The sequence below is a fragment of the Microbulbifer mixtoriginis (SeqCode) genome (assembly GCF_052467235.1).
On record NZ_CP174305.1, the window covers coordinates 403781 to 422067 of the forward strand.

18 protein-coding genes, 1 tRNA gene and 1 pseudogene are annotated in these 18287 nt (G+C 47.1%); 6 read left to right on the top strand and 14 right to left on the bottom strand.

Features of this window, described 5'->3' with window-relative positions; all coding sequences use genetic code 11:
• Positions 1-74: 74 nt before the first annotated feature.
• The 4 genes from ACJJIO_RS01640 (at position 75) to ACJJIO_RS01655 (ending at position 4966) form a co-directional block, all read left to right on the top strand.
• On the top strand, positions 75-1829 hold the full coding sequence (locus ACJJIO_RS01640; RefSeq protein ID WP_444909947.1) for a SulP family inorganic anion transporter: 1755 nt from the start codon (positions 75-77) through the stop codon (positions 1827-1829).
• A gap of 72 nt (positions 1830-1901) precedes the next feature.
• Positions 1902-4121, top strand: coding sequence for an ATP-dependent helicase (locus tag ACJJIO_RS01645; RefSeq protein WP_444909948.1), 2220 nt, complete (start codon positions 1902-1904; stop codon positions 4119-4121).
• 107 nt (positions 4122-4228) lie between these two features.
• Positions 4229-4305 (top strand) — tRNA-Arg (locus tag ACJJIO_RS01650).
• A gap of 280 nt (positions 4306-4585) precedes the next feature.
• A complete protein-coding gene (locus ACJJIO_RS01655) occupies positions 4586-4966 on the top strand; it encodes a hypothetical protein (protein WP_444909949.1) in 381 nt (126 codons plus the stop codon).
• Between the two features lie 60 nt (positions 4967-5026).
• Here the strand turns inward: ACJJIO_RS01655 and ACJJIO_RS01660 are convergent, their stop codons facing one another.
• The 3 genes from ACJJIO_RS01660 to ACJJIO_RS01670 all read right to left on the bottom strand — a co-directional run bounded on the left by ACJJIO_RS01660 (position 5027) and on the right by ACJJIO_RS01670 (position 6135).
• On the bottom strand, positions 5027-5122 hold the full coding sequence (locus tag ACJJIO_RS01660) for a hypothetical protein (protein ID WP_444909950.1): 96 nt from the start codon (positions 5120-5122) through the stop codon (positions 5027-5029).
• Between the two features lie 20 nt (positions 5123-5142).
• The gene (locus ACJJIO_RS01665) at positions 5143-5478 is read right to left on the bottom strand and encodes a DinB/UmuC family translesion DNA polymerase (RefSeq protein WP_444910964.1); all 336 of its coding nucleotides are present in this window, start codon (positions 5476-5478) and stop codon (positions 5143-5145) included.
• A 267-nt stretch (positions 5479-5745) separates the two neighbouring features.
• Positions 5746-6135, bottom strand: a complete 390-nt coding sequence (locus ACJJIO_RS01670) for a Y-family DNA polymerase (RefSeq protein ID WP_444909951.1) — start codon at positions 6133-6135, stop codon at positions 5746-5748.
• A gap of 296 nt (positions 6136-6431) precedes the next feature.
• Between ACJJIO_RS01670 and ACJJIO_RS01675 the strand changes: the two genes are divergently transcribed.
• Together ACJJIO_RS01675 and ACJJIO_RS01680 are read left to right on the top strand one after the other, a co-directional pair.
• On the top strand, positions 6432-6968 hold the full coding sequence (locus tag ACJJIO_RS01675) for a hypothetical protein (RefSeq protein ID WP_444909952.1): 537 nt from the start codon (positions 6432-6434) through the stop codon (positions 6966-6968).
• A gap of 557 nt (positions 6969-7525) precedes the next feature.
• Positions 7526-7723 (top strand): hypothetical protein, encoded by a 198-nt coding sequence (locus ACJJIO_RS01680; RefSeq protein ID WP_444909953.1) that lies wholly within the window; start codon positions 7526-7528, stop codon positions 7721-7723.
• Positions 7724-8356: 633 nt separating this feature from the next.
• Here ACJJIO_RS01680 and ACJJIO_RS01685 read toward each other — a convergent pair.
• From ACJJIO_RS01685 to ACJJIO_RS01735, 11 genes and pseudogenes are all read right to left on the bottom strand, one after another.
• Positions 8357-9232, bottom strand: a complete 876-nt coding sequence (locus tag ACJJIO_RS01685; protein WP_444909954.1) for an RbmA family biofilm matrix protein — start codon at positions 9230-9232, stop codon at positions 8357-8359.
• A 1000-nt stretch (positions 9233-10232) separates the two neighbouring features.
• Complete coding sequence (locus tag ACJJIO_RS01690; RefSeq protein WP_444910965.1) at positions 10233-10601, bottom strand: DDE-type integrase/transposase/recombinase; 369 nt, start codon at positions 10599-10601, stop codon at positions 10233-10235.
• Positions 10602-10711: 110 nt separating this feature from the next.
• Positions 10712-10882 (bottom strand): IS3 family transposase, encoded by a 171-nt coding sequence (locus tag ACJJIO_RS01695; RefSeq protein WP_444910966.1) that lies wholly within the window; start codon positions 10880-10882, stop codon positions 10712-10714.
• 119 nt (positions 10883-11001) lie between these two features.
• Complete coding sequence (locus tag ACJJIO_RS01700; RefSeq protein ID WP_444909955.1) at positions 11002-11193, bottom strand: hypothetical protein; 192 nt, start codon at positions 11191-11193, stop codon at positions 11002-11004.
• 24 nt (positions 11194-11217) lie between these two features.
• Positions 11218-11406, bottom strand: coding sequence for a transposase (locus ACJJIO_RS01705; protein ID WP_444910967.1), 189 nt, complete (start codon positions 11404-11406; stop codon positions 11218-11220).
• Between the two features lie 528 nt (positions 11407-11934).
• Positions 11935-12939, bottom strand: coding sequence for a hypothetical protein (locus tag ACJJIO_RS01710; RefSeq protein WP_444909956.1), 1005 nt, complete (start codon positions 12937-12939; stop codon positions 11935-11937).
• Positions 12940-14380: 1441 nt separating this feature from the next.
• Positions 14381-15745 (bottom strand): annotated as a pseudogene (locus tag ACJJIO_RS01715) (IS4 family transposase).
• Positions 15746-15889: 144 nt separating this feature from the next.
• Entirely contained in the window at positions 15890-16456 is a 567-nt protein-coding gene (locus ACJJIO_RS01720; protein WP_444909957.1) for a hypothetical protein, read from the bottom strand.
• Between the two features lie 21 nt (positions 16457-16477).
• On the bottom strand, positions 16478-16933 hold the full coding sequence (locus ACJJIO_RS01725; protein ID WP_444909958.1) for a hypothetical protein: 456 nt from the start codon (positions 16931-16933) through the stop codon (positions 16478-16480).
• Between the two features lie 7 nt (positions 16934-16940).
• Positions 16941-17285: a DUF6966 domain-containing protein gene (locus ACJJIO_RS01730; protein WP_444909959.1), complete on the bottom strand. Its 345-nt coding sequence runs from the start codon at positions 17283-17285 to the stop codon at positions 16941-16943.
• 118 nt (positions 17286-17403) lie between these two features.
• Positions 17404-17724: a hypothetical protein gene (locus ACJJIO_RS01735; protein ID WP_444909960.1), complete on the bottom strand. Its 321-nt coding sequence runs from the start codon at positions 17722-17724 to the stop codon at positions 17404-17406.
• Positions 17725-18287 lie beyond the last annotated feature (563 nt).

The following is an 18287-nucleotide window of genomic DNA, read 5'->3' on the forward strand; positions in this document are numbered from 1 at the left end:
GCGCCGCCGCAGCGGTCTATCTTGTTGTTTCAGGGCGCTCGCACAGCGGGTGCCGATACCCAAAAGATAAAGGTATGCGTGCGCACCAGCTGATCCCCTCCTGGCTGAAAAACTACCAGCCCAAGTGGCTGATAGGGGATGCCGTGGCCGCAATCCTTGCCAGCATGATGCTGGTTCCCCAGGCCCTGGCCTATGCGGCTCTGGCCGGCCTACCCCCCTACCTGGGCCTCTACGCAGGCCTGTTACCCCTGGTGGGCTATGCCCTGTTTGGCTCCAGCTCGGTACTCTCTGTAGGGCCCGTGGCAATACTGGCCCTGATGACCGCATCCGCCCTCACCCCCATCGCCACACCCGGCAGTGCCGAATATATCAACGGAGCCATACTGCTGGCCCTGCTCAGCGGGATCATGCTGCTACTGATGGGCTTTCTCGGCCTCGGCAGCCTCTCCAACCTGCTGAGCCTGCCTGTAGTCAACGGCTTCGTCTCCGGCGCCGCGGTGCTGATCATTGCAGGGCAAATAGCTCCCCTGCTCGGCACCAAGAGTGAGGGCCACACGGCCCTGGAGATACTATTGAGCACCATAGACAACAGCCCCATGAGCGACCCGGATGCAGCATTAATGGGGCTGATCGCTCTGTTCAGCCTGGTTATCGCCCGCCTCGGGCTCCCCCTGTTACTGCGTACACTGGGCGTTGAGCGCACACGGGCAAAGCTTCTATCGCGCCTGGCGCCCATGCTGGTTGTACTGCTCTCCATCGCCCTTACCGCCATCTTTCACTGGGAGCAGGATTTACCCGTGGTGGGCGAAATTCCCGCGGGGCTACCGGACTTCACGCTGCCGGTTTTTAACCCCACCATGATTTATCAGCTGCTGCTGCCGGCCCTGATTATCGCCTTGATCGGCTTTGTCGAAAGCCTCTCGGTAGCCCATACCATCGCCCTGCGGCGGGGGGAGAAGCTCGACGCCAATGCAGAATTACGCGGCCTCGGCACCGCCAATCTCCTCAGCGCTTTTTCCGGTGGGTTTGCGGTAACTGGCAGCTTTGCCCGCACCGCGGTGAACGACGAGGCTGGGGCGAGATCACCACTGAGTGGCGTTATCGCCGCAATATTTATTGCCCTGGTACTGCTTTACGCCACCAAGGTATTCACCGAACTGCCGGTGTGCGTTTTGGCTGCAACGATTATTGTCGCGGCAGCCAATCTGATCGATTTGCGTGCGCTGGCGCACCACTGGCACTACGACCGCACCGATGGTCTGGCCATGGGTGGCACCCTGTTGGGCGTTATATTGTTTGGTGTTGAGGCCGGTATCGGCCTGGGTGTGGGGCTCTCTTTCGCCACCCTAATCTGGCGCGCTAGCCGCCCCCATATCGCCGTGGTGGGGCGCGTTCCCGGCACCGAGCACTTTCGCAATGTGCTGCGTTACACGGTAAAAACCCAACCAGATACCCTCTTCCTGCGCATCGATGAAAACTTGTTTTTCAGCAATATCAGCGCGATTGAAGACCGCCTGATTGCGGAAGTACAGCGGCAGAAAAGCCTGCACGACCTGGTATTGATCCTTTCTTCGGTCAACCGTATCGACAGCACCGCCATTGAGCGCTTGCAACAAGTCAACCAAGATTTGCTCGAGCGCAATATCCGTCTGCACCTGGCAGAGGTAAAGGGCCCTGTTCTGGACCGGTTGGGGCGCTCCAAGCTGCTACAGGAATTAACCGGCCGGGTTTTTCTCTCCGCCTATATCGCCGAGCTGGCCCTGCGCCATCACAATATCCATGACGACGGCCAAGCCAACACACCGCCCTCCCCCGCCGACCCCACTTGATCCATCACCTGGTAAACTTGTCTGCCACCACCAATCACTGGCAAAATATCCAGTATTTGGGCGAAGGACACCATGGCTGGCGATACACTGACACAGGAACAGCAGGCCATTGCGGATCACTCCGGTGGCCATGCCAAAATTATTGCCGTGGCCGGTTCCGGAAAAACCACCGCCCTGCTGCACTACGTAAAGAATCGCCTGGATGCCGGCACGCCTGCCGCCCAGCTGCTGGTATTGATGTACAACCGCAGCGCGCGGGAAGATTTCGAACGCCGTATGGGCCAGCTGGCCAGCAACCATACCCCGGCAGTGCACACCTTTCACAGCATCGGCTACCGCCTCTACCAGCGCATGATTGCCAGCGGCCATATCGCCGCAGCGAATCTCAGCCCCTTGTCACAATCCAGCGTACAGCTACAAATCTGGAAGGCCATCGAGGAGTGTTCTCCCACCCATGAGCTGGAAGAAATTCGCGAACGCAAGCAGTCGGAAATCGAGGCCGCAGAATTTTTTATCGACTACAGTAAAACCCTTCTCTGCGGCGAACACAGCGCGCTCAAGGAACTAAAACTCGGCGACGAATACGGTTATTTTTTACAGGTATTCCGCACCTTTGAAGATTGGCGCCGCAGCCAGGCGGCCGTGACCTACGCCGACTTAATTTACGACCCGGCAAAATTACTCCATGAAAAGCCGGAGCTGGCACAACAATACGGTGGAAATTTTGAAGATATCCTGGTGGACGAGTACCAGGACATCAATGAGATACAGCACTTTCTGTTGCGAGTGCTGCACGGCGGCAATGGCAATGTGATCGCCATTGGCGATCCCGACCAGACCATTTATGAGTGGCGCGGCTCCAAGCCGGAATTCCTGCTCAAATTATTCGACCAGGATTTTCCACCGTCTCACATTTACCACTTGAGCCGTACTTTTCGCTACGGGCATCAGCTGTCCCTGGCCGCTAACCACTTTATTGAGAACAACCGCGATCGTGCCGAGATTTTTTGTGTTTCCGCCGATGGCGAGCGGCAAACTCCAATTGAACAAATAAACACCGACAAGGAAGGCCACTGGCTGGTAGAACACTTGCGCCGCTGCCAACAGCAGGGCCAATCTTTAGCCGGTATCGCTATATTGGTGCGCCTCTGGTCCATTGCCGCACCACTGGAATTGGCGCTGCTGGCCAACAGCATCCCCTACCATTCCGCCAGCCGCAACACAGTGCTATCGCGCCGTGAACTGCGGCCACTGTTCTGGAGCCTGAATATCGCCTCGGGCCGTTTTAGCGAACTCTCTCCCAAACGGCGCCAGCAAGGATTGTACGAATGGCTCACCGCGCCGCATGTGCGCATCCCGCGCAAAGTACTTGAACCCCTCTGTGCCACCCTCGCCACACAAGAGAAAGGCTGGGGCAAACAGCTGCTTGCGCAACTGCCAGAGACCCTGAGCAAACCGCAGGCCAAGCGCCTGCGCCAAAGAGCGGAGCTTTTGATACAAATAGAGGGCTGGCGTGGCCACGCCGGCGAGCTACTGCGCCGGCATATTGGCGAGCTGGAACTCCTCAGCGGTATTGCCGAAGACGCCTTCACCCGCCAGCAGGGTGAGGAGAGGCAGCAAACTATTCTGGCCTTCTGCCAATATCTGGATACCCTCAAGCAACCTCCAGCAGAAGCCTTGGCGCACCTGCAAGAACTACAACGGCAACACCGCGAAGGCGAGCAGACTGCCGCGGAGGCTATCCAAATTACCACCATGCACCAGGCCAAAGGGCTGGAGTGGGACCAGGTTATTATTCCCACCCTCTCCCAGCACAATATGCCCTACCAGTCCCAGCGGGATTTCAGCACCCCCGCCTCCCTGGAAAGTGAGCGCCGCCTAATGTACGTGGCCATGACGCGGGCAAAGTCCAAACTATTTCTGCTGGCCCCCACCGAGGAGGCCAAACGCAAAAATCCCGAGGCCGCACAGCCCTCGCTGTTTATCGACGAAATGCAGTTGCCCCTCAGCCAGCTGATGGCGCAATGCCTGCGCGGGCGCCCCGAACATATCCATACCGATATCCCGGTCTCCCGCCAGGCCCTGCGCTACCTAGAGGCCTGCGACTACAATCCAACCCTCAGCGCACCCGCCGCCCCCATACGCAAGCCCACCCAAGGCGAAGCCCTGCGCCACAACAAGCTCGGCCAAGGGCGGGTTTTAAAATGGGAGGATCAGCGTGTGGAAGTGCAGTTCAGCGATGGTAAAACACGGCGCTTCGACTGGGACACCCTGGCCCGCTATTTGGTGTAGCGCTTGGCAAGATCAGTATGTATAGGGTAAGACAATGATTTGTAACGATTTTTTTAAGAAAACAGTTGACTTGGGTAAAGCGTCTCTATAATATCCGCACCCGTAACGCGCTCGTAGCTCAGCTGGATAGAGTACCTGGCTACGAACCAGGCGGTCGGAGGTTCGAATCCTCCCGAGCGCGCCATACAAAGCAAAGGCTTACGTCACACGGCGTAAGCCTTTTTTTGTTGTGGTGCAAATTAAATAGGGGAATCACTCAAATTTTGTATATTTTGACGGCCCCGTATTCCCCCCTATCTCGACAAGTAACTTAAGCATGAACACTTTGGCCCCGGAAAAGTGCGCGTAACACCTTTAGAGGCAACACAATCTAGGCATCAGTTAGTGAATCAACCACTATAAATACTCTCTCTTTAAAATCGATGCTTAGGGCAAAGCCACTCCGCGGCGCTGGCCACATAAATATGAATAGAGAAATATTTAGAGATAACGATAATGGGGTTTTAGTCGTACTATCTAAAATTTCCGCCGATCATTTTGAACTAAAAATTGACCCTTCCTACAACTTTGCTGTTGCATACCAAAAAACTTCCCACTTAATTCAAATGGACGCATCCGAGTTAAAGAAGTTTTCTGTCGACTTAGAACAAGGAAATAAAGCTACCTATGGAAGTAAATCTTGGCTAGGAGCAGAGACGATTACCATTAAGAAAAAGCTTTCCCCTGTACAGTACAGAGAAATTCGCCTAGTCGATCGTGTACTTGTAATTGGTTTTCATATTGTTCCTGCAACTTTAACAGGTCGGTTGGTGAAGGGCCTCGTAAGTGCTATCAAGTCGGTGTAACAAGTAATCAGGGATTTTCATCTTCGTGACTCAAAGCCAAAAGTTGAACGAAGCACTTACTTATAAAACTAAAACTTTACCAACCCCTCCAGTCACCACCCCAGGCAAGTTCCCCCACCGGGCGATATAGGTAGGCGATGTAAATACCTGCCGCATCTTCCATTTTCTTGATGCCTTCAGCTCCTAGAAACAGCCTCCCGCGACAAAACTTTTTCTTGATCCGGCCCCTCGCCTGCTTGGTCTGCCCTGAGTGATTGCCCTGGGGTGAACAAATCATTCTGGCCGAGCGCACGGGTGATTATCTCGATTAGTCCGACGCCCGCTTCCATAAAGCGGCAGCCTGTGCGGTATAATTCGGCAATGACTTCTCTCACCAGCCGTACGATCACCCACATGTCATCGGTTGGGTATAGGGGCTGCACTTCGGCGCTGCGGCTGTAGTAGCTGGGTTCATGGGGTGAGATATACAGGAATACTTGTATCGACTTTACCTGGGATTTCTGTGCGCGCAGCTTCTCTGTGACCCCTCTGGCCTAGAGGGCGGTGGCTTGCAGTCTGGGCGCTGGCTCACTGAGCTTTTCACCAAAGGAGCGGGTGAAATAGTTCTGCTTCCTCGCCGGGGCTCTTCTTCCAATCCCAGGCAGGGAATCCCGCTCAATTCTTCAATAGTGCACTCAATATTCATATTGATACGGCGGCGCAATATTTTTGGGTTGACCTGGCCAGGTCATAGGCGGTCTCTATGCCGAAATCCGCCAGACGATTGGTGAGACGCCGACCTATGCCCCACGCATCACTGACGGTAGTGCGGCGCTGTATCTACTGCCATTTCTGCGGGGTATCCAGCACACAGACGCCATCGCACTTGGGGGGGGCTTGGCCCCGCGGTTAGCGAGCTTCTCCAATGTCTTACTGGGGTCGATACCCACTCCCACAGGCATGCGGATATTATGCCAGAGCGTGTTACGGATTTTGTGGCCGTAGCCCTGCCAATCCACTTGCATCCCGTGCAGGTCCATAAACACCTCATCAATGCTATAGACTTCCACATTCGGGCCGAACTCGCGCAAAGTGGCCATCACCCACTGGAAAGCACCGCCATACAGTAGATAATTGCTGGAGAAAATCACTACCCGGTGGGCGCGCAGGTCCGGCCGGAATATCTGCACACCGCTGGCATAGCGGCTATCCTGCAGTCCCCATGTCTGGAGGCTTCAGCGACCGCTTTAAGGTGTACAGATTTCTGGTTTACATTCTCGCAGGTTAAGCGGTACAAATGGGGCGAATCAATTTATACCTAATAAGGGTGCGCCGCATAACAAGCAACAGGGCGACTGATTACCAGGCTGGAGTTTTCGATAGTACTGAAACAGCAGCCGGATTTATTTGCGGTGAAGACTGAGGAGTAACCACTCAGAAGCTGCTGCATCGCATGACTATTTTTAATAATGACTCAGGAGAAATCATGGACGAGCTCGAATTTGGAACAAAGATCATTCGCACTGCCGTTGTTACGATAACCTTTTTCCTAATTAGCGCTTTTATAGTCTGGCGTGTAATAAAGCCACTAAAAAGCTTAGAAGACAGAGTTCCTGAGAAAAAAGTCCTTTACGATGAAAAGATGAAGGCATACGAAAATGCCGTGCTTTTGATAAGTGGCCTGGAGTCGAAACTAAACCGCCTTCTAGCTGAATTCGAGAAAATAAGTAAAGACGATAGTCCAGGCTGCAAAGCTACAAAATCCAAAAAAACCTTCATCTCGCACCTCAATAAAGCTGATAAAAGGCTGGGGAAACTGGCGCCGCATTTCGAGCCAGAAGTACAAACGCAGATTGAAGATCTGAGGAAATCAATTGAGCTTGCCACGCAGTCGGTTGGAATTTTTGCTCAGGACCAAGAAAATTTTAAGCGGCTACAAAAGAAGTTGAACGCCCTCACAAAAAGCATTTTTAAAGATGGACATAACCACTTTTCCACTCTATCGGCTAGCGCAACTAACTAGACACCATGTAGAGTTAAAAGCCCGGTTTTCGGTTTTGCCAAAACTCCAGTATGCGGCGCTTGCTAACCTTCATTAGGGTTTTAATAGAGCGCATCCGCATATTGCCATCAATTTCCAGCCTCACCACCTTGGACGGCGGGCCGAAACGGCACCAGTCTGTCCTCCTGGGCGCATTGACACACTTGGGAACCCTTCGTGCCCTCCCTCAAGGCGAGAACTTTAGGCACTGCAAGAGTGCCAGCAAAATGCACAGGAAGCCTTCAATAATCACGCTGTAGGTCATCCCGGCAATGAGTATCAGTGAAATGCTCTCTAGGTTATTCACGCCCTCTCAACACAGAGTTTGCGAATTATTAAATCGGGCTTAAATTCGATCCAGATCAAATTATTGTCTGGCATTGTTTGCCTCCTCAATACATGCACGAAACCGAGTAGTTGTTGATCAATAATTGTATATCTCCCAATTCATTTTTTCTATTAACTGCATTACACCGAGGGAAATTTATCATAATAAATAATTTGTTGAATTAAAGGGCTAGTAAGTAGTCAACATATAGATGTTGAAACCTCTAAAAAAAAGGGAAATTGAAGTACACACCGAAACCAATCTACTTCAAGAAAGCGACTTCATTCTTAATGAAATCAGAACACCCGTAGGCGTCATCTTCACTCGCGGAAGCAAAGCTGCTGCGCTTACAAAACTTGAAAGCCTTCTGCAAGAGCAAGGTTTTTCAGACTCAGGAATGAGCATGTAACTAAAAAATAGGCCCTACTTATCGAGCCTAATTTCTTTGCGCCACATCAGCCCATACTTACCAGCCACTATCCCAAACTGCCGCTTGTAAATGGCTCTGGTAGGGGGCCGCTCATCGGGGCCATTATCGCCCTTGCTCTGGTTATGGCCCTCTTCCACCAGCCATAGGTGGCCGGGTCTTTGCCGAAGGCGCGGCGCTGCTCGCAGGCCAAATTGGCACCGCTATACTTATGGACTCAAGCGAGCAGAGCGATATGCTCAACATCCAGATCCGAAGCCTTTTGAAAAAACTGGCCGCTATAGGGGGCCACCCATATGCGCGGCATAACGGTACAGGCCTTTTCATTTCTGAGGTTCAACGAAGTCAAGGAGAGGTGAATCAGCAGCTCTTGGCGAGTATTCTGACAGTCACCATCGGCATCGGACCACTGGGGAAGCCACTGCTTGTGAACATAAGTCTCGGGCTCAGTTTAGTAGCAGTCGTTTAAAGTGGCTGTTACGGCAAGCAAGAGAAATATACAACAGTGCTTTAACATCGAAAGGCAGTCAGCTTATTTTGATAGCTGAGCCATATATGATTAGAACATGACAGCTGGGACACAAGAGCGCCCCAGCTCAGCCGAAAGCTTAAAACTTAGTCAGCACTTTTAGTGAAATGCAGACTGTCTTTCACCCGAATCCCGGTGCTTGGGTCAGTGACATACCAGGTTAACTCGTAATCTCCAGCCTCAAACCACCCTGGTATCGTTAGATAATTTCGAGTGTAGTCCTTTGCTTCAGAATAATTCAACACGACATCACGTGATTTATGAATGGGGTAATTATCCCCATTGGGAAGAGTGAGCACGCTCCATTGCTCAAGAGTAACCAATGATTGTGAAGAATCTAAATTGCGAATACTTGCATCATAATTGACTCTTCCTCCATAGGCAGGAACTGAAAATTCAACAGGTTCGTCAAGCACAATCGCCAACTGAGTATCAGAGACATCCCCATCTACAACCAGCTCAAAGTCCCAGAAATCCACATAACCACCAGATACATTGAACGTAAACTTGCCATCTCCATCAAGAAAATTTTTTGCTAATACGCTATTTTCTTCCCCGCAGAAATTGATGCTTTCTTGTAGCTGTGGTATAGGGTTAGGATTTTCCGGTGTTGGAAGCTCTATACTCCTAACCAGCATTTGCGCCTTAGAATCAATAATTGGGAGAGTGAAAGGCCCTGAAGGTTCACTTTCTGTTATATAAAATGCAGCGTCGGCAGTTCCATTTTTAACCTTAGTATTGATGCAAATTTTCTTAATGTTATCGAATTGATAGCCAATATCTAAATTCACCTCATGTCTAACTCCATCTTCCATCCTAAAGGGAAACGGCTCACCTAGATCTATTTTTGTATTGATTGTATCTGCATGAACCAGTGCCGATGCACAGATAAAAGTGATACCACCGATAGAATTTTTTAACACAGCCCTGTGCAGAGCGGATTCTGTAGCCAGTTTTTTCAAAATTACAACCTATTACATATACTATGAAACAAATAAATACTTCATACAGTTTTTTAATGCCCAGCCCTAATAAGGCCTGCAGCTTGATAATCGGTATTAATCGCTGTCTTGGACGTCTCCAAATTGTGAAAAAATACCTTTACAGAGCTACAACCCCAAAACAACCAGGCCAAAACTGTCCGAAGTATTTTATTTCATTCTTTCCCCATGCCTCAAAATTTTCACCTTTATATACGTACCAACTAAGCCAACAGTCAAAAGCAAAGCGATCAACTAACCTGGTTACCCCAGTAATTGTTATTTAACGCGGATAACATCCGCCCCAGCACCCCAGCCAAATCGCTGCTTGCACTCCCAGTGATCTTCGGCAGAGCCCCCCGCGGTAAGCGATACGCCAGCCGCTGTTGCCTTACATATACAGCAGTTTTCCGCTTTATTCGGGGCCACTTTTGCCAGGCAAAATTGTCTGTAGCCTGACATTGCCACATAGCTCAAGCTAGCCGACTTTGCCGGCCCAGGCGCCGCTGCCTGAAGTCTCTAGGTTACGCTTGCCAATACTAGCAGTGCCCGGCGGATCGTTTTGTATGGCCTGCTCTTCTAGCTGTAGTCGTGCGCTGATGGTATCCAGGGCTTAACGGCGAGCGCTAGGGTGTCCTCTTGTGCGAAGGGTTTGCCGTTATTGGGTATGTCGCTTAAGCTGTTTGATTCCTGCTAATACGCAGATTTGTGCCTTCGGGCCTGGGCTGATGATGCTATTTAGCTAGCCGACTGCGATAGTGGCTATGCCTAGGATGGTGAGCGTGGCTGGGCTGATGTCTGCGCTCTGGTCATTCACCGATAACCGCTAAAAACTGGCTTTGGTCGTAGACAGCCCAGCCACCTAAGCGCCCTACTCCGAGTAATTGAAATACTAGCTGGCCAACGTCACCGACCCAAACCTGATTTTTGATCTGTTCGACAAGCTGCGGGCAGCTTTACCTTTCTTTCAGCTTTTGATCTTTCAGGTATGCTTCTCACTTTTTAGAAAATCATTAATGTATCGAGCCAGAGCATACTTCAGATAGCTTGTTGCCTGAAAGCTATTTTCTCTAATCAGTTCAGCTTTCAAGCTGTGAAAGAACGACTCCATATGAGCATTATCCGTACATTTACCTGCTCTATTTAAGCTATACTTGATACCATATTTTCTCAGCTCTTTTTGATACTCAGCTCCTCTATACTCTACACATCTGTCCGTGTATAATATTAATCCCGGCTGTGATCCTCTTTCCCTTATAGCATTTATCAGGGTTTTTCGAGTTAATTCTGTTGTTCTCTTCGTATCTAAACTCCAACCGATTATTCGGCGAGAGTACAAATCCATCGCCACTGACAAGTACTACCACTCCCCCTTAGCCTTAAGGTAGGTCACATCAGCAACCCAAACTTGATTCCTGCTTTTAGGCACAGCTCCATCCGGTCTAAGATTCTCCTCGGAGGCTAGGAAACGTTTATGCCTGATGCCCTACGTGTCACTCCCGTAACTCTGGCTACGACCCCTAATTCCTGCATCAGCCGGGCTACGCGCTTAGGGCTAACTTCATAGCCCTTAGTCAGCAAGATTTTCCAAATTCTTGGACTACCATAGCGCCCTGCAGAGTCATCGGAAATCTTTTAAATCTGAATCTTGAGACCATCATCTTGGTATTTTCATTCTGATCGCGTCCTATTCAGCCAATCACAATAGCCCCTGCGTGATACACTCAGCCACTGACAAGTTCTTTTGATTCCTAGTTCTGATCCGAACCTCTGGACGAATTGAGATCTTGCTGATGTCCCTCCGCAAGAAACCGTTGCCACTTTTTTAGCAAATCAAGCTCCTGCTTTAATTTACGATTCTCCGCCACTAAACGCTTTACTCTAAAAAGTTCCTTTTCTGCTCTAGAGACTACCCCAGTAAGCTTTTTTCGTTTATCAGCCACAATCTTTCCTTCCTGATACTCTTTTCACCATCGTGACAGCATGAAAGAGTGAATATCGAGAGTTTCAGCCACTTCCTTAACTTGAATACCCTCTATCAAGCTAAGCATTACCGCTTTCACTTTGAATTCGTTTGAATACTGCCAAGTCTTTCTAGGTTTGTTGTATTTCGGTATAAGACACCTCGTCTGTTTGACTTTGGTGTCCGTTAAAATGGGGAAAGATCAGAACGCTAGTTGAGCAACTTGTTAGGTCTCGGATGAAACGATGGAATTAAATAATGACACATAATCTTCAGTTGCTGGCGCATAGAAACCTGGTTCGATTGCCCCACACTCACCTGTGTATTTATTGCTCAGTATTACAATTCTAGTTTTGCCTACCTTTATCGGTGATTTCCACTCACCCTCTGTATGGATGGAATAGCAATTACCTTTTGGGGCTACTCACTTTAGTTCTTCAACCATTTCAGTATCTAATTTGTAAGAATAGTGTTGCCCATTTACCGAATGTAGATTCAAACTTTTTACTTTATAGATAATGACACCTTCTGCTCCATCGATGTTTTTTGATAGCATCATGCTTATACTATTCGGGTATTTCTGCTATTACAGATAAAGACCATCGTACAACTCCAATTACAGATAAAAATATCATGAGTAGAGCACCTAATACCGCGCTCCACGGAAATTTAGAAACTTTAGTAGGTAAATTTTCCGTGGCAGCGCTTTATTAGCAGTGGTTTAATAGTATTTAACGTTGCCCGATGTTCTCAATCTTGGACTGCTTAATGTTCCACAATAATTATCGACTTCTCGCACATCAAAAACCTTGATGGCTCCATCATAGCCTCCATATAGATCATTATTACGGAATTCGTTACCAATAGAGGGGCATTCCCCAGATGGTTTAGTACAGCCATCAGAGTTGCTGTCATCTAGATTCCATCCTCTAACATCCGCATTACAGTACCACCCTTGATAAAAAGCCACTCGCCCAGAAGAGTAAAAGCGATTATCAGCTATGTAATTATAGTTTGATTCATCTCTCACCTTTATTGGGTCTCCATTTATACGCAGAAAACGATTACTTAATACTTCATTATTCGACGAGTAATGAGCGAAGTATATTGCATGAATTGCTGATGCCCCTGCCGGGTTGTTCAATATATCTACGAAGTGTGTATTAGCAATTGAATTATTGCGAGAATTCACAAAGCGAACAGCGGCTGTAGAGTTACCAAAACCAGTATACTTTCCTCCTATCCTATAAAAATACATTCCATACAATTCATTTTCAGAATTCCAATTGCTAACGTGGCTTCTATTGCCTTCAAATGACATGGCTGTGTGATAATTTTGAACTTTAATATATCTAAATTTCAGATTACTTGCTGAACTATTTGACTTTCTCAATGTAAACCAGGTATCCACATTACCACCTCCATCAAAAACAGGCCTGTCCTTTGTGAAATTGATAGGTGTAAATGTAATTGAGTGGCCATTAGTATAGGTCCAGACAACTGATTGACTAAAGTAAGTTCCTTGATTTATATGAATCTCTACTGGCTGGTTGGGTTTGTATAGTTCAAGAACATCTTGAGCTCGCGAGAGGGTTTTTATAGGGTAAGAATTTGTGAGGCCTTCGTTAAAGTCACTCCCCAATGGGGAAATATAAATCTTGAATGAATCCGCAGAATAAGAACAGTTACTCCATAAAACTATAAAAGATAATACTATATATTTCATTATTTCTCCTTTCCTGATCGAGTGTTTTGGTCTTGCCAACATAAAAGGCTGAGCGTCAGCAACGTCGAGCCCAACGTAGTGGAGCGGTTTTTGATGTATTTATTAAATGCTCTTACCATGGAATACCCTTGGAATCTTCATAAAGGGTAACAAGGTTATAGCCTTTATAATATTTCGTATATGTGACCATTTGAAAACTAAAAACCCCAAAAAGGGCATCCAAATTAGTACTGAGAATACTGCCATATACGTAATGATATGCATTCCCTCCTTCCAGGTAAGGCTTATTTGCAATACATATATCCTCGGCCCATCACATGAAAACCAAGTTGGTATGCACATTAACAATGACAACACGATAATAGTTTTTTCAGTAGTGTTGATATGGCTTCTCCATTTGGCATTTAACGTCGCGAGCTGAGGAAAATTGCTGGAGCGAAGCGCAGGTAATTTGTCCCTAGTCTTGCCCTGTTAGTTGTCACTTACTTGCAGCTTTCTTTTTAGTGTGAACTAAGCGCTAAAAGAGCTAGCAGCCCCAATAGAGCATATTATGACCATGCGGCTTATCGTACTCCATTTCTCTTCGGGTGAGTATGGGGCGATGCCATGAGCATGGATTTGATTTAGGCCATGCTGCGACACCAGTGGAACAACTATACCTGCGACTAGAAAAGCGGCGCAGGAAATATATAGCGTATATTTTTTGAAAATTAGCTTAAGTGGAAACAGAAGGATACTAGCGAATAGCAGACCCAATAGCCATACAGAAAAATACCCAACAGTCCCGCAAACAAAAAGGAAAACCCATCCCTGAAGAATATTAGTTCATTCAGTGCAAGATACAGCCCGCCAACAACTCCTGCAGTGAGGGGTGCTATGTATGGTGCACTCGTAGGCTCATTCATGTATTAGCAACTAAACGTCTTGAGCTGAGGCAGGCCGCACGAAGTGCGGGCTGTCCGGTGGAGGTCAGAAGGGCCGGAACAAACAGCATCAACTTGTTATGTGCAAACAGTAATTCTCCCAAAATCTACATCCTATGTTTTAGATTTATATTTCTATTGGCTACGTTTGTTTCGAAAGACACGTTAAAACCTTCCTATGCCTGAAATTTAGGCCAACGTATTCCAAGCAATTAGAGAGAGCCTTTCCTGTAATTTGTTATGTAACTAGCCATCCTTAGCTATATCCTTAATTCTTAATCCTGCAAGTAACGATGATGCAAATATTAGGAAGCCACCAACAAAATATCTTCTATTACCCTCTCACTTCACAAAGAATTCAGCGGATTTACCTTGAGGAAGATCTCCTGTTGCCAATATCATAACCCCAATAAGAAACAAACTTATGCAAAAGCCGAAGAAGCATATCTCATAAAATAATTTCATTGATAACTCAAAATTTTACTCACACATAACGCCCAGTCTGTGTTTTATACACATCATTTAAGTCCATTTAAAGCCTCCGCTGCCTCCATATAATGGAGAATTTTAGTGTACCCCTGCCAAACGGTTTTAACTCCAGGCTCACCATCGCCGCTCCGCCCCAGAAAGCCTCCAAGTCCTGCCAGCATACGAGTTATATCTCTCATACTTGGAGCTTCACTTGGTGGGGAGATTTTAGCCTGCATTATCCATATCATACGCCACTCTTTTTCAGAGTAGACTTTCGTACACGATGTATTAGGAAGCGTTCGTGCTCGTGTTGTCATGGAGTGTAGACGCCACCCAATAATCATATAGATTGCAATACAGTTCAGCATTCGCTGCTCGGTTCTAAAGCGATTACTTTCTATCTGGCATCCGCCTTTCACCACTCTAAAATAGGTTTCAATTTCCCATCGACTTCGATACCACTCAATGATAATCCTTGCTTGCTTAAAGTCCTCAACTGCAAGATCGGTCAGCAGCATCCATTCAATACCTTTCTTGCCTTCTGGTGGGCCTAATTCCTTAGCAAAAACTGCGTAGATAGAAAGAGGTCGTTTTGATTTTCCTTTTCCCTGCAATCTTACTTCTGCAATGGATACACTGACCTTAGCTTACCTTTCTGGCTCTCCATTTCTTTTGGGGATACCTACTGTGTATTTTCCGATGGACTTCTGTTTGGTCAAATAGTCCCAAAGTAAAGTCGTATCTTCTCCTTCGATCTCTAAACTACGATTAGCCTTGGCTCGAACAATATAGCTTGCACGCCGATGTTCATTTTGATCTTCAGCTAATTGAAACCACTCATGAATATCCCCCTCTCTATCCGCAATGCTCACAATCGTGGTTTCAGGACAGTGCTCTTGTATCTCACAAGCTGATTCATAATGGTCTAGCCAACGTCGACTCTCTTTATCTTGTATCGACTTGGTATAGCGAGAATTAGCACTAGATTCTTTATCTCGCTGCCACATGCTACCCTCAATAATACCCAGATTATCTCTGGATGGTGTTATAGCGATAGACGTATGTAGAAGCTGCTGATTAGTCTCTTTGCGTCGGAGTGTTCCCATTTCTTTGTTTTCTAAATCGGTAGCAAAATTTAGGAAAGTGGTATCCTGAGGGATAAGAACAACTGGTTGAACCTTGATTCTTTCAAGAGTGGCTGATTTATGGCCACTCATAATGGAGTCAAAGTTGACTTTATCATTTTCGATAAATCGATAGGCTGCAAAGGTTTCTGCCCAAGACTTGTTTGCACAGGGAATACTGCTCTTTGGGTCGGAACTTAAATTACTGAGAATATTGGACAACCGCTTATTCAATCGTGCATCACCCATAACCTGATTTTTCACTTCGTCCCTGACCCAGTCCTGCATTATTATCCAGCCAAATCTGTAGCTCCTATACCGTACAAACTGTAACTCATTGATTTTTATAATAAAACTGAAAAAAACTTGTGTATAAACTTAGCGCCAAGCTAAGCGGCGCGCATTAATGCGCGTCCTTGCCTGAGCGCCTGGTTATGCGGATTTTAGTTGCTCCGCGAAAATCTCTTCGATTAACTGACATTGAAATTTTTCCATCGGTGTAGAAGCGTTGGAAAACTCAATGAACCAATCAACCCACTCAAATGCGTCGCTATCTGATTCTATTTTTGGGTACAAAGTAAAAATCAGAGCGCGAAGCAAGCTTTCTTTTTGCTTACCAATTTGTTCTTTGTTTTTGGCAATAAATGTCCAAACACGTTGTTTAGATAGCTCAAGCTCTGTTTCACTAACATTGCCTAAACGAAACTCGTTAGCGATTTCTAGCTCCTGCTTTATTGAGTTAGGCAGTTTGTTTTTAAACCTATTTAAACAACGAATCATAAACGTAAATATTTCATCTTCGAATGAATTAAGATCATACGATTCTTCGATTATATCTAAAAGCTCTCTTGGATGACTCATAGTTTTACTTACGCATAACGCCGCCAGCAGGGGCAGCTTACTTGTGCACATTTTGCGCAAAAATGGGAGCACAGCGACCTGCGCAAAAGGTGCACAAGGTGAGATGTCCCGCGGAGGGCCAAAGGCCCGAAGCTTCATTGCCTGGCCTTGTTATGCGCTCTACGTATCGTACTCGCCGCTATCCCATGGCTCAAAAAATGCCATGTAGTTACCGGGTAGTAATTCTACAGCCCAAATATCATCCTCATCTTCAGGCTCACTGACAACTAGCCCGAATTCTGTTTCATTGATCCTTACAGAAAAAGGCTTAACTTCAATTCTTCCTAAACTTACATTTCCGAGGCCTTCTAATTTCGATGAATACTTCGCTTTTGCTTCATCTTCTGAGAAAGAACCTCTACGACCTAAAGCCTCAATATCTGAATCTACTAAATTACCCAACCCGTCAAATTTGAATAACGCGATATATTCAGCGATACCCGGCTCAAAAGGAGTTGTTAGGAAGAATTGCAGCCCTTCTTTGGTAGTTCCGATATGCCGAGCATGATAGTTATCATGATCTATCGCAATTAACTCTGGTTTTCCATTCATGTCTTTGTAGTTCTTTTTACGCATAACGCTTTTAGCAGGCGCGCGTCGCTTGCCTAAATTTGTTAAGTGCTCGTAGCTCAAAAATACGCTTGAGAACATTTTCGCTGTCCTTGCATTGCTGCCATAGTAATTCACGAAGCTCATACCCTCTTTGCGCCTCAACTGGAGGAGCGCCAGTAAAATACAATTCATCACTGAAGCTACACATTCCTCCATATGCACGCAATGAGTGAGAAATACTTGCTTGTGGCTTATTGTTTTCTAGTAGCTCCAAGGATTTAGAGAAATAGGCGAACCAATTCTCTTCATTATATTCTCCGAGAACCAATACTAACTCTTCAAGAATTATCTTATATGCACTGTACTTATCGCTCATAGGCACTTAACGCTAAGCTAACCGGCAGCCAGTGCGAAGCACGCTTTTGGCTGTCCGACTCCGGCCGCTTGCGGCCGGAGTGTAGTTGAGCGCCTTGTTAAGCCTGGCACGAAGCTCGCTATTCACCATGAAACTGTTCCCACGCTTCAGATTCAAGATCACCACAATCTGATACTAAATTTCCAGACTCGTCATATACCTTAAATCTATGTTGAGTGCCGCCTATGCTTCCAGAGCCATCAAGCCCCAATAGCAAGGAATAGAAGGTATCAGTAAGAACACCATCTAGGACTGATACCATCAACTTCTGCTGGTTTGGGTTTAGCTCCATATTCTTAATTATGGAAGCCACCTCAGTTTCTTCACTGCCGGAGGTATAAAGTTTCAGGAGATCTTCTTTCTCGATCTTCCAGCGTTTTACAAACTCTTTGGCATCCATACTTTTTCTCTGAGGGCTTAACGACGCCGGCAGGGGCGGCTTACCTTGTGCGCATTTTGCGCAAAAATAGGAGCGTAGCGAGCTGCGCAAAATGTGCACAAGGTAAGCCGTCCCGCGGAGGGCCGAAGGCCCGGAGCAAATTGCCCGGCCTTGTTAAGTTTTTTTCGAAAGCACATATGTAGAATCACTTGCCTCAATGACTATTTTATAGCTCTTAAGTCTTTTACCGTGCGAGCTCAACACAAGTGTGCCATGCAACGTTGCTTCATTGATACAATTTACGTCACTCTCTGGACCAATCCGAACTATAGCCTTTATGAGTAGCGAGCGATTAGATAGACGTTCCAAATGTAAATCCCTGACCCCGTCACACCAGAAGGTATCAGGCTTGGTAACCTGCTTAATTTTCCAGGTTACAAACCACTCGAGATTGTTCTCAATCTGTCTTCGTTGCCATTTAGATTTGGCTAAATTGATAGCGAAGCGGTTCTCCATCTTTCGGATGGTTTTATTTAAAGCTCGTGTGCTCGAATATTCGTCCATGCTCAGCAAACTTAACGCCC